Origin of the sequence: Bradyrhizobium sp. 2S1, from assembly GCF_011516625.5 — a bacterium.
Lineage (GTDB): Bacteria > Pseudomonadota > Alphaproteobacteria > Rhizobiales > Xanthobacteraceae > Bradyrhizobium > Bradyrhizobium septentrionale.
On record NZ_CP147717.1, the window covers coordinates 4,257,713 to 4,271,698 of the forward strand.

A 13,986-nucleotide genomic window follows, 5' to 3' on the forward strand; every position below is an offset into this window, starting at 1 on the left:
TCAAAACTCCTCACCAGTTCCGGAAGCGGCTGGGCGGACGGTAGAGGCCGCCGGAAGCCAGCATGAGATCCTTGATCGAGCGGGCCGCCAGCAGGCGCCGGTCGGCGTCGAGCGGATCGATGCCGAGATCTTCAGGGCGCCTGATCACGCCGCGCTGCCTGAGCTGCTCTACGAGCTTCGCATCACGCGCCCGGCCGACGTCGGTGTAGCCGGCAACGCCGCGGATGGCCTGCTCGCGCTCGTCCTTGTTGCGGCACATCAGGAGGTTGGCGATGCCTTCCTCGGTAACGATGTGCGTCACGTCGTCGGAGTAGACCATCACCGGCGCCAGATCGAGATCGAGTTTGCGCGCCAGTTCAAGCGCATCCAGTTGCTCGACGAAGAGCGGGACATTGCGGTCACCAAAGGTCTCTCCAATCTGCACCACGAGCTTGCGGCCGCGGCGCAGCGCGGGGGAGGAGTCGGGCGCAGCCTCGGCGCCCGCCTTGAGCCAGGGTTCGCTCGGGTGGCGGCGGCCGCGAGGGTCGGAGCCCATGTTGGGCGCGCCGCCGAAGCCTGCGATGCGGCTGGTCGTCACCGTCGAGCTGTGGCCTTCGAGGTCGATTTGAAGCGTCGATCCGATGAACATGTCGCAGGCATAGAGGCCCGCCGTCTGGCAGAAGGCACGGTTGGAGCGCAGCGATCCGTCGGGCCCGGTGAAGAAGATATCGGAGCGCGCGGCGACGTAATCCTCCATGCCGACTTCCGATCCGAAGCAATGGATCTGCTCGACCCATCCGGCTTCGATCGCCGGAATCATCGTGGGATGCGGATTGAGCGCGAAGTGGGTGCAAACCTTGCCCTTGAGGCCGAGCTTCTCGCCATAGGTCGGCAGCAACAACTCGATCGCGGCGGTATTGAAGCCGATTCCGTGATTGAGCCGGCGCACGCCGTAGGGCGCGTAGATTCCCTTGATGGCCAGCATCGCCGTCAGGATCTGGGTTTCAGTGATGGCTGCCGGGTCGCGGGTGAAGAGCGGCTCGACGTAGAACGGTCGGCCAGCTTCGACCACGAAATGCACGAGGTCGCCGGGGATGTCGACGCGCGGGACCTTGTCGACGATCTCGGTGACCTGCGCCACGACGAGACCGTTCTTATAGCTGGTCGCCTCGACCACCGTCGGTGTGTCTTCGGTGTTCGGCCCCGTATAGAGATTGCCGTCCTTGTCGGCGCTTACCGCCGCGATCAAAGCGACGTTCGGCGTCAGATCGATGAAGTAGCGGGCGAACAGCTCGAGATAGGTATGCACGGCGCCGAGTTCGATCTTGCCCCCGAAAAGCATCCGCGCGATGCGGGCCGACTGCGGGCCTGAATAGGAAAAGTCGAGCCGCCGCGCGATGCCCTTTTCGAAGATGTCGAGGTGCGCGGGCAGGACCACGCCCGATTGCACCATGTGCAGGTCGCGGACATCCTGGGGATCGAGGTTCGCGAGCGCCGAGGCGAGGATGTCGGCCTGCTTCTGATTGTCGCCCTCCAGGCACACCCGGTCGCCTGACCGGATCACCGCCTTCAGAAACGCAGGCAGGCTCGGGATCGGGACAATCTTGCCCTTTGCGTGCCGTTGACCGGCCGCCAGGCGCTCTCCGAGGGCGGCCTTTTGCATACCCCAATCGCTCATCTCGCCTCCTTGGCATGCGGGATTGGCTTCAATGGACGCTAATGTATGCGTATTGCATTGGATTGTCAATTATTGTATACGCATATTCATAAGCGATGGATATTCGCATACATAGGAGGGAATTTAAGATGCGAATGGATACAAGGCGTCCAAGCCAGGGGCATCGCGCCTCATTCTCTGAGGGGAGGCGCCCGTGACCATTTCCGGCGTTGCACTGCTCGCGATTTGCACCCTGCTCGGAGGCCTGTTGGGAGACCTGCTCGGCGTTGCCCTCGGCGTTAAGGCCAATGTCGGCGGCGTCGGCATTGCGATGATGTTCCTGATCGCGGCCCGGCTCTGGCTGGTGCGGCGCGGCCTGCTCAGCCATGGGCTTAAGACCGGCGTCGAGTTCTGGGGCAGCTTCTACATTCCGATCGTGGTCGCGATGGCGGCGCAGCAAAACGTGGTCGCTGCTGCAAAAGGCGGTCCGATCGTCGTCATTGCGGGGATCGGGGCGGTCGCGGTGTGTTTCGCGATGGTGGCCCTGATCGGTCGGTTCAGCGGTCGTGTCGAGACGATGGACGAGATCGAGGCGCGAGAGGCTGAAGTGCTCGCCGCGCCAGTGCCTCAGTTCAAGTCCGGGAGGATCGGATGAACATGACGTCTCACGTTCTCACCGCGAATTCGCTGGTGACCGCGTTCGCCGCTGTCGGAATCCTGATGTGGGTATCCGGAGCAATCTCGAAATATCTCACCTTCGGGCGCATTCACGGCTCGGCGATCGCGATCATGCTGGGTCTCGTGCTGGCCTTTTTCGGAGGCATCTCCACCGGCGGTGAGAAGGGTGTGGCCGACCTGCCGGCGCTCGCCGGGATCGGCCTGATGGGAGGCGCGATGCTCCGGGACTTTGCCATCGTCGCCACCGCCTTCGAGGTCGATGTCGTTCATGCGCGCAAGGCCGGCGTGATCGGCGCGATTGCACTCGGACTGGGAACCGTCGTTCCGTTCATTCTGGGCGTTGTCGTCGCCGCGGCGTTTGGCTACACCGACGCCGAATCATTGACGACGATCGGTGCCGGCGCGGTCACCTATATCGTGGGGCCGGTCACGGGGGCGGCGATCGGCGCATCCTCACCGGTCATTGCGCTCTCGATCGCGACCGGTGTATTCAAGGCAGTGATCGTGATGATCGGTACGCCCTTCGTGGCGAAGATGATCGGCCTCGACAATCCGCGCAGCGCAATGGTGTTCGGCGGCTTGATGGGAACGGTCAGCGGCGTTTCGGGAGGGCTTGCGGCAACCGATCGGCGTCTGGTCCCGTATGGCGCGTTGACTGCGACATTTCATACCGGCTTGGGGTGTCTGGTTGCCCCCTCTGTCCTGTATTTCGCAGTGCGCGCGATCACGGGTTAACTGAAAATGGTGAGTTTCTTGAAAGTCGTAGCCGAAGCGGAAGACGATGGTGGTCTGCTTTCCGACCGCATCCGAAACGCGCTCACAGACGAGATAGCATCCGGCGCGCTCGTCGCCGGGGCGGCCTTGGAAGAACAGCAGCTTGCCGATCGCTTTGGGGCTTCCCGGACTCCGGTGCGGGAGGCTCTCCGGCAGCTCGCCGTCAGCGGGTTGGTGGAGGTCCGTGGGCGTCGTGGGGTCGTCGTTGCACGCATGACGCCCGAGCGCATCATGGACATGTTCGAGACCAGCGCCGAGGTGGAGGCGATGTGCGTCAGGCTTGCGACCTATCGCATGACGCCGCTCGAGCGCAGTCACCTGATCGAGCTCCACGACGGATCGCGTGCGATGGTCGAGGCGAACGACGTTGATGCCTATGATGCCTTCAACCGGCAATTCCACGAATGCATCTACCGGGCGACGCACAACTCGTTCCTTGCGGAGCAAGCGCAAGATGTCCGCGCCCGTCTCAGCGCCTTCCGTCGAACTCAATTGCGCCAGGGCGATCGTATTCGGCGGTCTCGCGAGGAGCATGAGGCCATCATGCAGGCGATCGCGGAAGGCGATGGCGATTCAGCATCGCGCAGGATGCGTGCGCATATGCTGAACGCGGCCGCGGCGCTCAGGCGCTACATCGATGATCGCCTCAGGCCCGTTGATCGGCCTGAGCCCGACAACGTCTGACAAGAGCGGCGATGAACTTCTGTTGATGCAAACCGGATGGGCGCAATGTTGCAGGAGCACCGCGCCTATCGCGCGGACTTCATCGCCATGCCAAAGATCTTGCCACTCATGAGGAGAGCGATTTCGGTGGCGGGCAGCGGCTTCTGACATTCGGACAACGGATTGAGCCAGAAATTAGAGTCAGGCAACATTTCGAACAGATTGCGCGCAGCGGCGCCAAGGCACACCTCAGGCTCCTTTATATAGTCGTAGATGCGCTTCTTTGAGGTGAAGGTGGGGTGCCATGTCATGTTCTGGAATTCGACCGTTGCGACCTTGATCTCTTCCTGAAATTTGAGCGAGCGACGGCGTCCGGGTTTCATCGGCGCTTCCGGCGTCAGAATGTAAATCTCCGTCTCGAGCAAGGCGCGATAGAATGCGGGAACGATGCTGGCGTCCCTTGCGGCGGCCTGCATCAGGGCTTCGAGACTGTTTTCCGGTTCGAACATGGCGACACTCCCAATTGAACCCGACGAGGGGCTGGACTTCAGCGCCTCCAGTTACAGCCGGATCGAGTCGTCGCGGCGCCTTCGCCGCGATCGTGCTAGTCCTTGTTGCCGCGCAGGGCGCGATAGATCGTATTGCGCGACACGCCAAGGCGGCGCGCGGTCTTGCTGATGTTGTTGCCGGTTTCGGCGTACGCGGTCAGCACATGCGAGCGCTGAATCTCATGCAGATTGGCCTTGAGCCCACCACCCACCGCCTTGCCGGTCAGGCGCTCGCCGCCGGAATGCGCAAGTACGGACTCGACCGATGTCTCGTCGATCAGATCTCCCGGCTCGGCCAGCGACAATCGGGAAAGCACGTTGCGCAGTTCGCGGATGTTTCCATCCCAATCGAGTTCGGCCAAACGATCGATCGCCCCTCCGGTCAAATCCATCAAGGGATCGATCTTGTGGATCAAATGCCGCGCGATCTCGGCGAAATCGGAACGCTCGCGCAAAGGCGGCAACGTCACCTCCAGCGTGTTGAGGCGAAACAGCAAATCCGATCGGAATAGGCCCTTCGCTATCGAGTCGTCGAGATTGGCATTGGTGGCAGACACCAGGAGGACGTCGACCTGACGCTTGGTGCCGCCGACCGGCCGGACAGTCCAATCGTCCAGAAAGCGCAGCAGCACGGCCTGCAGCGTCACCGGCATGTCGCCGATCTCGTCGAGGAAGAGCGTTCCGCCGTCCGCTTCCTTGAACAGTCCCGCAGCCCCGCCTTTCTTGGCTCCGGTGAAAGCGCCTTCGGCGTAGCCGAACAACTCCGCCTCGATCAGGCTGTCGGGGAGCGCTGCGCAATTCACCGGGACGAAAGCGCCGGTCCGTCCACTGGCGGCATGAGCATGGCGGGCGAGTTGCTCCTTGCCGGTGCCGGTTTCGCCACGGATCAGGATCGGCATCTTGCGGACCGCAGCGACCCCCACCCGTTGGACAACGGAAGCCATCGCCGGATCGGCGGAGACGAACTGGGTGGGGACGTCCTTCGGCGTCGGCGGCCGGGGCCGCGAGATGGCCTGCATCATCGAGAACTGGCGTGCGTTCTCGATTGTTGCGACGAACTGGCTACCGACCTCGTCCTCGAGGCGCTGGCGTTCCTTGCGCCGGCCTTCATCGACAAAGGCGCTGAATTTCGTACGAAAGACGTCGGCGAAGCGACGACCCGGCGAGGCTGGCAGGCCATGCAGCAGGACGCTTGCGGCCCTGTTGGCTGCAAGGATCCTGCCCTCGTTGTCGACGGCCAGCAGGCCCGCGCTCAACGTATGCAGATACTCGCCGCGGTTATGGAAAGCGATCAGGATGTTTCCGCGGTGATGTTCACGGAATAGACCATTCTCGATCTGGGTTGCGGCCATCGCGACGAGCGCCTGGGTATGCGCCTGCCTCGACATGCAATCCGATGACGCGTCCAGTATTCCGGCCAGTTCGCCATCGGGCGCGAAGATCGGCGCCGCGATGCATGTAAGATTGTTGTAGCGCGAGAAGAAGTGCTCGCCCCCGTGAACGACGATGGCCCGCTTGAGATACGCGGCGGTGCCGAGGCCGTTGGTGCCGCAAATGGCTTCGGTCCAGATGGTGCCGGGCCGAATGCTCGCGGCGTTCGAGGCATCACTGAAGCTCGAGTCCGAGATGATGTCGAGCAGCAGGCCGTCGGCATTGGCAAAGGCGATCATGAAATTGGAGCCGGCAATCTGCTGATGCAGCGTGTGCATCTCCGCGAGCGCGAGGCCGCGAATCAGTGAACAGCGCTGCTGCTCCTGACGCAGAACCGCGGAGCTCACGAACTCGGGCGATGGAGGGCGCAATGTGTCGAGACCAAGCGAAATGCAGCGCATCCAGCTGTCGTAGATGTCGGCTGACAAAAGCTCTGCCGGCGGCGCACCGCGGTGATCGAGCGTCATCCAAGCATTGTCCATGCGTCGGCTGGCGGTCAGCATCCTAGCTCCTCCCGGAGTCGCTGCTTGGCGAATTCCTCTTGGTCGTAGCCCGGTTCGGGTCGTTCTCGCGCGTGGCGCGGTTCTCGCGATCATAGATCAAACAACTGAAAATCCAAATTTCTGCTCCCGCGCTGTTGCAGTCGCCAAACTGTTCCGTCTCGGAACAGTCGCGCGCAAAGTCTGCTCCGAGGCGGATCGGCGCGAGCACTTCAGCGATGGCAAGAACAATAGAAAGATCAGGCCGTTGTGCGCTTGGCACAGCCCTTGCTCAACTGTTTAGCGGGATGGCGATCGCGTCAGATCGACAGAATAAAAAATTTTGCCGGGGAGGCTGTTCAATGAAAGCGGCGGTGCTTCATGAGTTCGATGAGAAGCTGACGGCGAAGGAGTTCGTCAAATTCCAGGACGTGACTGACCCGAAGATCTCGCGCCCGATGGACGTGATCGTGCGCATCGGCGGTGCCGGTGTCTGTCGCACCGATCTGCACATCGTTGAAGGCATCTGGCGCAGCAAGGTCGACGTCAAGCTTCCATACATCATGGGCCACGAGAACGCCGGCTGGGTCGAAGCGATCGGCCCGGGTGTCGAAGGGGGCAAGGTTGGCGACAGCGTGATTTGCCATCCGCTGGTGACCAGCGGGCATTGTCTCGCATGCCGGCGCGGCGACGACATGCATGCGCTGGACAGCTCGTTTCCCGGCATCAATGCCAATGGCGGCTATGCGCAGTATCTGCTGACGGGACAGCGCTCGCTGATCAAGCTGCCGAAGTCGCTCGCACCGAAGGATGTTGCTCCCTACACCGATGCCGGGCTGACGGCTTATCGCGCCGCGAAGAAGGCATCCCGCCATCGGCTGCCCGGCGAGTATGTCGCGGTGATCGGCGCCGGTGGGCTGGGTCATATCGGCATCCAGGTTCTCGCAGCGCTCTGCGCGGCAGAAATCATCGTGGTCGATCGCGCCGAACAGTCGCTCGAACTCGCCAAGAAGTGCGGTGCGCATCATGTCGTGAAGGCAGACGGCAATGAAGTCGAAGCCGTGCTGGCGCTGACCGGCGGGCGGGGCGCGGAGGCTGTGATCGATTTCGTTGGCGAGGGTGACGCTATCGCCAAAGGCCTGTCGATGACAGCGAACGCCGGCTACTACTACATCGTCGGGTATGGCGGGAAGATCGATATCCCGACCATCGACATGATCACGTCGGAAAAGACCATCGTCGGCAACCTAGTCGGCACATATGCCGAGCTGGTCGAGCTGATGGCGCTCGCGGATCGCGGCCTCGTCGAACTCCACACCAGGGAATACAGGCTGAGCGAGGCCAATGACGCGCTTCATGATCTGCATCATGGACGCATTCATGGCCGTGCGGTCCTGATCCCGTAGGGCATGTACCGCGAGATGCGAAGCATCGGACCAGATCATCGAACGAGAGTGGCGCGAGTGACAAAGGACAGCCGACGCCAGCCGCCGATCACCGTCGAGGAAGCTGCTGAATTGCAGCGCGCCCGCGATCGGATGATCGCTCGGGACAGGCTGATCGACGAGATGGTCGACAACAACGAGATGCAAATCAAGAATGAGCATGCGCGCGGCGGAGCCGAAATCGAACTTGCCTGCGCCGTGCGTGGCGCGGCGCGCGCCGAGCCCGGAAGCGACGCGCTTGCCGAACTGGAACGCGCGATCGCGCGCCTGGAGATGCTCCGGGAGGAGCAACGACGCCTGGTGGCCGAGCGTGAATGGCTCAACACGTCCCTGCGTGAGATCGACAACGGTCCTTCGTCCGGCGACCACCAACGTTCGGGGCACGCATGATGAGCAGGAACAACGCAACCATGATTGCATCAAAGGAACAGCCACACATGCCGTCTCCGCAACCGGACATGAGCGAGGAAGCCAGGTCGAAAGACGCTTTCTTCATTCAGCTGGCCGAGATCACGGAGGCCATGATCGCCGCGCACGGCAAGGATTTCGCCACCGGCGCACTGGTTCTCTCGGCGAAGTTCGTCGCCGAAGGAAAACCTCTCATCAAACGAGCCAGCGGAGGGTGACGAGACCGTCAGCGCCGAGAAATCGGGCTGACGTGGAACGACGAGTCAGCAGATCGATCAATCCATTTAACGGACTCAAAGTGAGTTTTGCGGCCGAGAATTTCAACAGTGCGAACCAGGGGTTTTGACCTGGGATCAAAAGCGAGAATGCCGGAAGCAACGCAACGTTCAAAGGAGCTGGAAATGACTGCAAGTCTGACACTGAACAAGATAACCGCGCAGAAAGGCATCAGCATCGCTGAAGCGGCCAACCGTGTCGCGGACCTTGGCTGGACGCCAAGCTACGTGCAGGAGGCGATGACCTTCCCGACCGACTACAAGATATCGAAGACGCCGCGCGACCCGATGAAGCAGGTCCTGCGGTCGTATTTCCCGATGCAGGAAGAAAAGGACAACCGCGTCTATGGTGCGCTGGATGCGGCGTTGCGGGGCGACATGTTCCGCAATGTCGAGCCGCGATGGGTCGAGTGGATGAAGCTGTTCCTGGCGATCATCCCGTTCCCGGAGATCTCGGCGGCGCGTTCGATGGCGATGGTCGGGCGGCTGGCCCCCGGTGAGGAATTGCGCACCGGCTTTACCATGCAGATGGTCGATGAGTTCCGTCACTCGACGATCCAGATGAACCTCAAGAAGTGGTACATGGAGAACTACATCGACCCGGCGGGGTTCGATATCACGGAAGCCGCGTTCGGCAAGTGCTATGCGACCACGATCGGCCGCCAGTTCGCCGAGGGTTTCCTGACCGGTGATGCAATCACCGCGGCCAACGTCTATCTGACGGTCGTCGCGGAAACCGCCTTCACCAATACGCTGTTCGTGGCGATGCCGTCAGAAGCCGCCCGCAACGGCGACTACGCGCTGCCGACGGTGTTCCTGTCGGTTCAGTCGGACGAATCCCGCCATATCGGTAACGGTCACTCGATGCTGATGGCGATGATCAACGATCCGTCGAACCACCAGTTGCTGGAGCGCGACCTGAAATACGCCTTCTGGCAGAATCACGCGATTGTCGATGCCGCGATCGGGACGTTCATCGAGTACGGCACGACCAACCGCGACAAGAACAAGGAATCCTACGCCGAGCTCTGGCATCGCTGGATCTACGAAGACTATTACCGGACCTACATGCTGCCGCTCGAGAAGTACGGCATCAAGATCCATCACGATGACGTCGCCGCCGCCTGGGATCGGATCGTCAAGAAGAACTATGTCCACAAGACCGCGCAGTTCTTCACGGTCGGCTGGTCGGTGAACTTCTGGCGCATCGAGGCTCAGACCGAGCGGGACTTCGAGTGGTTCGAGCACAAATATCCGGGCTGGTACGCTGAATTCGGCGACTTCTGGAAGTGGCACGCAAAGCTCAGCGTACCCGGCGAAACCAACATCCTCTTCAACAGCGAAGTGGGCTACACGTACCCGCATCGGTGCTGGAGCTGCATGGTTCCGTGCCTGATCCGTGAAGACTTCGTCTGCGACGAGGTCGACGGCAAGATCTACACCTATTGTTCGGAAGGCTGCCGTTGGACCCACAAGGTGGCGTTCGCCGCCGAATACGAGGGGCGGGCGACGCCGGCCATGGGCCGCTTCAGCGGTCGCCGTGAATGGGAAGATTGCTATCACGGCTGGGATGTCGCTGATGCGATCAAGGATCTCGGCTTTGTCCGGCCCGACGGCAAGACCATGATCGCGCAACCGCATCTGCGCTTCGACGCCAAGGACATGTGGACGCTCGATCACGTGCGCGGACACACGCTCGGCAGTCCGCTGCGTGGCTTCAGGGCACTTTCGCCCGCCGAACGCGAGGTCGCGACGGCCGAATATCGCAAGGGCTTCAAGATCAATCCCTGCAACTAAAATGACGACGGGAGGGGCCGCTCCTTGCGGCCCCTCTTGCCGGGATCGGCAAGCGCTTTGCCGATCGTTCTGTTCAACTGCCATGACAAGGCCCAGATGATGACGGACGTGCGGATTCACAAGGTTCGTTTCGAGCCAGTGGGTATCGAGATGGAAGTGGAGGAGGGCGAGACCGTCCTTGACGCCGCGTTTCGTCAGGGCATCTCGCTGATGCACGGCTGCAAGGAAGGCCAGTGCGGCAGCTGCAAATCGAAACTCGTCGACGGAGACATCGAACTGCTGAAGTACTCGACCTTCGCCTTGCCGGACTACGAGAGCGAGACCGGACATGTGCTGTTGTGCCGTACGCACGTCTACAGCGATATCAGTGTCGAACTGCTCAATTATGACGAAGACCTGCTCAGCCGTTCGATCGCGGTGAAGGCATTTGCCGGCCGCGTGGCTGCGATCCACGCGCTGACGTCGGACATCAGATTGCTGGAGATCGAGATCGAGCGGCCGATGAAGTTCTGGGCCGGCCAGTATGTAGATCTGACGCTTCAGGATGGCACCATTACCCGCGCCTTTTCGATGGCGAACCCGCCCAGCGAGAGCACCCATCTCCGCTTCATCATCAAGAAATATCCGAACGGGGCGTTTTCGTCCCAGCTTGACGGGAAATTGGGCGTCGATGACGCCGTGACCGCCAAGGGGCCGTATGGCACCTGCTTCCGGCGTGAAGAGCGCCCGGGTCCGATGCTGCTGATCGGCGGCGGCTCGGGGATGTCGCCGCTGTGGTCGATCCTGGCCGATCACATCGGGAGCGGGGAGCAGAGGCCGGTGCGGTTTTTCTACGGAGCCCGCACGCGCGCCGATCTGTTCTACCTCGAGGAGCTGGCAGCTATCGCGGGGCGGCTCGACGACTTCAAGTTCGTGCCGGCGCTGTCGCACGCGGAGGCGGATGACGGCTGGGACGGCGAGACCGGGCTGATCCACGAGGTCGTGCTGCGCCATCTGCGCGAGGAGAAATTCAGCGGCGCCATCGACGCGTACGCGTGCGGGCCGACTCCGATGATCGACGCCGTATTGCCCGTCCTGCAAATGAACGGGGTCGAGCCTGACCACATCTACTTCGACAAGTTTACGCCGGCGGTGCGATGACGGCGTTCAAAAGTTCGTCGCAGAACAGAATGGCAAAAGGGAGTGAGCAATGAGCGCGCAAGCAAGCAGAGCAGCAGCGACCAAGCCGGCAGCAATCGTCAAATCCGGGGCGGCGGGGGCCGCGGTGTTCCCGGGGTCCGACAGCCGCAAGTACAACTACTTCGAACCCAAGGGCCGCAAGGCGACCCACTACGAGGACATGACGGTCGACGTTCAGCCGGATCCGGAGCGCTATCTGCTGCAGGACTGGATCATCTCCTTCCCGGACGGAACGCCGACCTATTCCAAGGATTGGACGGCTGCGAAAAGTTCGAACTGGCACAAGTTCCGCGCCGTCGACCAGGAATGGGAGCGCACGCACTATCAGCGCCAGTCGACGATCTGCGGCATGGTGCAGAACACCATCGAGAATGGCCGGAAATCGGGAGCGCCAACCCGCTTCGATCCCGCCTGGGTGAAGATTTTGCAGAACCATCTGGGCGCCTACAAGCATGCCGAGTTCGGTCTCGGCACGTCCACGATGCAGGCGCAGCGTTACGGCTACACGCAGATGGTCAACAATGCGATCCTGACCAACTCGTCCTACAAGCTTCGCTTCGCGCAGGACATCACTCTCTATCTGAGCGAAATCGGCCTCGACCTTCCAGGCTACGACATTGCCGCCGGCAAGAAGCACTGGCTGGAAGATCCGATCTGGCAGGGCGTGCGCAAGTCGGTTGAGTCGGTGATGGGTTCAAACGACTATCTGGAGCAATATTTTGCGACCAATGTGGTGTTCGAGCCGCTTCTCGGAGAACTCTTCCGCTCAGGCTTCCTGATGCAGGCGGCATCTGCGCAGAACGATTTCATCACTCCGGCCGTCGTCTCCGCCGCGGAAGCCGACTATGAGCGCAATCTCGCCAACACCGTCGAGCTGTTCCACATCCTCGGCACCGATCCGACCTACGCGGCGCAGAACCTTGCGTTGTTCAACAAATGGTTGGGCAAGCATGCCGATCTCGCGCTTGATGCGGCCAATCATCTGCAGCCGATCTGGTCGCAGCCGCGTGTCAAGGTCGCGGCTTTCGCCGACGCGCTGGCGCACGCGAAGAATCGCATCAGGGGCATCGCTGCCGAGCTTGGCCTGACGGTTCCCGCAAATCTCGCGTCGTAACCAATACTGCTTCACATCTTCACTCAATTCTTCAGGAGATCGACATGCTGCACGAGAATGACAACATCTTCAAATCGATGAAGGACATCACGTTCGAGGACACGGTGTCGCATCAATGCGGGGTCACCATGAACGACAGTGTCGAGGCGCGCGCCATTGCCGAGGTCATGAGCCGTCACGACCACATCAAGGTGACGTACATGCCGGCGATGATCCGCATCGATGGCGACGGCAAGATGGAATTCAAGATGGACGAGATTTCGGAAGAGCTCGGCCGGGTCATGACCCGGCATCTCTTCGAGATCTCGACCTCGACGCATTACGGCCGCATGGTGATGACGGATGACAACACCGTCATGCTGTTCGGCGACATGAACGAGATGATGAAATACATCGTCTGACGGCCGCCTGCGAACAAACCCTGGCCGGCGCGACGCCGGCCGGGCTCATTCGACGACATCAATCGCGCCGCCTCATAACAATACGCCATCCAGCGGGATCGGGAGAAACGCCATGTACAGGACAGCCAAGGGTGAAGAGATATTTGTCATCGATGGGCATACGCATTTCTGGGATGGAAGTCCGGCAAACCAGAAGAACATCCACGGCAAGCAGTTCATCGACTGCTTCTACGCCTACCACTCGAACCTGAGCCCGCCCTCGGAGAAATGGGAGAAGGAGAAGTTCGAGAAATACGATGCCAAGACAATGTTCGACGACCTGTTCGTCACCGGCTATGACGACATGGCGATCCTGCAACCGACCTACCTCACCGATTTCTACAAGAGTGGTTTCAACACCACCGAACGAAATTCGGCGATGAAGAAGAGCCATCCGGATCGCTTCATCCTGAATGGCGCGTTCGATCCGCGTGACGGCACCAAGGGCCTGGAAGCCCTTCATGCGCTGTCCGAGAAGCACAAACTCAAGGGCGTCAAGCTCTACACCGCGGAATGGCGCGGCGAATCGAAGGGCTACAAGCTGACCGACAAGGCGTCCTACCAGTATCTCGAGGCCGCGCAAAAGCTTGGCATCAAGAATATCCACGTCCACAAGGGGCCGACGATCATCCCGCTCAACCGCGATGCGTTCGATGTGGCCGACATCGATGATGTCGCGACCTCGTTCCAGGACCTGAATTTCATCGTCGAGCATTGCGGCTTGCCGCGGCTTGACGATTTCTGCTGGATCGCGACCCAGGAGACCAACGTTTATGCGGGTCTCGCGGTGGCGCTGCCCTTCATCCATTCGCGGCCGGGTTATTTCGCCCATGTGATTTCCGAACTGTTGTTCTGGGTTGGACCGGACAAGATCCTTTACGGCAGCGATTACGGCATCTGGACGCCGAAATGGCTGATCGACAAGTTCATGGCATTCGAGATTCCGGCCGACGTCACCAAGGAGACCGGTTCGGTGTTGTCGATGGAGGCCAAGACCAAGATTCTCGGCCTCAACGCCGCCCGCATCTACGGCATCGATGTCGAGGCGCAGAAGAAGATGATCCGGGCCGGCGGCGGTTATGCCCACTTGCCCGAAGCCGTTCACGCGCCGAGGTGATG

14 protein-coding genes are annotated in these 13,986 nt (G+C 61.1%); 11 read left to right on the forward strand and 3 right to left on the reverse strand.

Features of this window, described 5'->3' with window-relative positions:
- Positions 1 to 10: 10 nt before the first annotated feature.
- A complete protein-coding gene (gene mdcA, locus HAP54_RS20140; RefSeq protein WP_166303107.1) occupies positions 11 to 1,657 on the reverse strand; it encodes a malonate decarboxylase subunit alpha in 1,647 nt (548 codons plus the stop codon).
- 193 nt (positions 1,658 to 1,850) lie between these two features.
- On the opposite strand from mdcA, the gene madL reads away from it, so the two are divergent.
- The 3 genes from madL to HAP54_RS20155 are packed head-to-tail and all read left to right on the forward strand — an operon-like array spanning position 1,851 to position 3,772.
- A complete protein-coding gene (madL, locus tag HAP54_RS20145; RefSeq protein ID WP_166303109.1) occupies positions 1,851 to 2,291 on the forward strand; it encodes a malonate transporter subunit MadL in 441 nt (146 codons plus the stop codon).
- Complete coding sequence (gene madM / locus HAP54_RS20150) at positions 2,288 to 3,049, forward strand: malonate transporter subunit MadM (protein ID WP_166303111.1); 762 nt, start codon at positions 2,288 to 2,290, stop codon at positions 3,047 to 3,049. The genes madL and madM overlap by 4 nt, the downstream gene beginning before the upstream one ends.
- Positions 3,050 to 3,055: 6 nt before the next feature.
- Positions 3,056 to 3,772 (forward strand): GntR family transcriptional regulator, encoded by a 717-nt coding sequence (locus HAP54_RS20155; protein ID WP_166303114.1) that lies wholly within the window; start codon positions 3,056 to 3,058, stop codon positions 3,770 to 3,772.
- A gap of 65 nt (positions 3,773 to 3,837) precedes the next feature.
- On the opposite strand, the gene HAP54_RS20160 is transcribed toward HAP54_RS20155, so the two are convergent.
- The gene (locus HAP54_RS20160; protein ID WP_166303116.1) at positions 3,838 to 4,260 is read right to left on the reverse strand and encodes an SseB family protein; all 423 of its coding nucleotides are present in this window, start codon (positions 4,258 to 4,260) and stop codon (positions 3,838 to 3,840) included.
- 95 nt (positions 4,261 to 4,355) lie between these two features.
- A complete protein-coding gene (locus HAP54_RS20165) occupies positions 4,356 to 6,233 on the reverse strand; it encodes a sigma-54-dependent Fis family transcriptional regulator (RefSeq protein ID WP_166303119.1) in 1,878 nt (625 codons plus the stop codon).
- Positions 6,234 to 6,571: 338 nt separating this feature from the next.
- On the opposite strand from HAP54_RS20165, the gene HAP54_RS20175 reads away from it, so the two are divergent.
- The 8 genes from HAP54_RS20175 to HAP54_RS20210 all read left to right on the forward strand — a co-directional run bounded on the left by HAP54_RS20175 (position 6,572) and on the right by HAP54_RS20210 (position 13,984).
- Positions 6,572 to 7,615, forward strand: a complete 1,044-nt coding sequence (locus HAP54_RS20175; RefSeq protein WP_166303122.1) for an NAD(P)-dependent alcohol dehydrogenase — start codon at positions 6,572 to 6,574, stop codon at positions 7,613 to 7,615.
- Between the two features lie 57 nt (positions 7,616 to 7,672).
- Positions 7,673 to 8,044: a hypothetical protein gene (locus HAP54_RS20180; protein WP_166303125.1), complete on the forward strand. Its 372-nt coding sequence runs from the start codon at positions 7,673 to 7,675 to the stop codon at positions 8,042 to 8,044.
- Between the two features lie 68 nt (positions 8,045 to 8,112).
- On the forward strand, positions 8,113 to 8,280 hold the full coding sequence (locus HAP54_RS20185) for a hypothetical protein (RefSeq protein WP_166214175.1): 168 nt from the start codon (positions 8,113 to 8,115) through the stop codon (positions 8,278 to 8,280).
- Positions 8,281 to 8,463: 183 nt separating this feature from the next.
- On the forward strand, positions 8,464 to 10,134 hold the full coding sequence (locus HAP54_RS20190) for an aromatic/alkene/methane monooxygenase hydroxylase/oxygenase subunit alpha (protein WP_166303128.1): 1,671 nt from the start codon (positions 8,464 to 8,466) through the stop codon (positions 10,132 to 10,134).
- A 96-nt stretch (positions 10,135 to 10,230) separates the two neighbouring features.
- Positions 10,231 to 11,274 carry an NADH:ubiquinone reductase (Na(+)-transporting) subunit F gene (locus tag HAP54_RS20195; RefSeq protein WP_414646225.1) on the forward strand — a complete coding sequence of 348 codons (1,044 nt, stop codon included), beginning with the start codon at positions 10,231 to 10,233 and terminating at the stop codon, positions 11,272 to 11,274.
- A gap of 49 nt (positions 11,275 to 11,323) precedes the next feature.
- Positions 11,324 to 12,427, forward strand: coding sequence for an aromatic/alkene monooxygenase hydroxylase subunit beta (locus HAP54_RS20200; RefSeq protein ID WP_166303131.1), 1,104 nt, complete (start codon positions 11,324 to 11,326; stop codon positions 12,425 to 12,427).
- A 44-nt stretch (positions 12,428 to 12,471) separates the two neighbouring features.
- Positions 12,472 to 12,828, forward strand: coding sequence for an MmoB/DmpM family protein (locus HAP54_RS20205; protein WP_166303134.1), 357 nt, complete (start codon positions 12,472 to 12,474; stop codon positions 12,826 to 12,828).
- 112 nt (positions 12,829 to 12,940) lie between these two features.
- A complete protein-coding gene (locus HAP54_RS20210; protein WP_166303137.1) occupies positions 12,941 to 13,984 on the forward strand; it encodes an amidohydrolase family protein in 1,044 nt (347 codons plus the stop codon).
- The last annotated feature ends 2 nt before the right edge of the window (positions 13,985 to 13,986 follow it).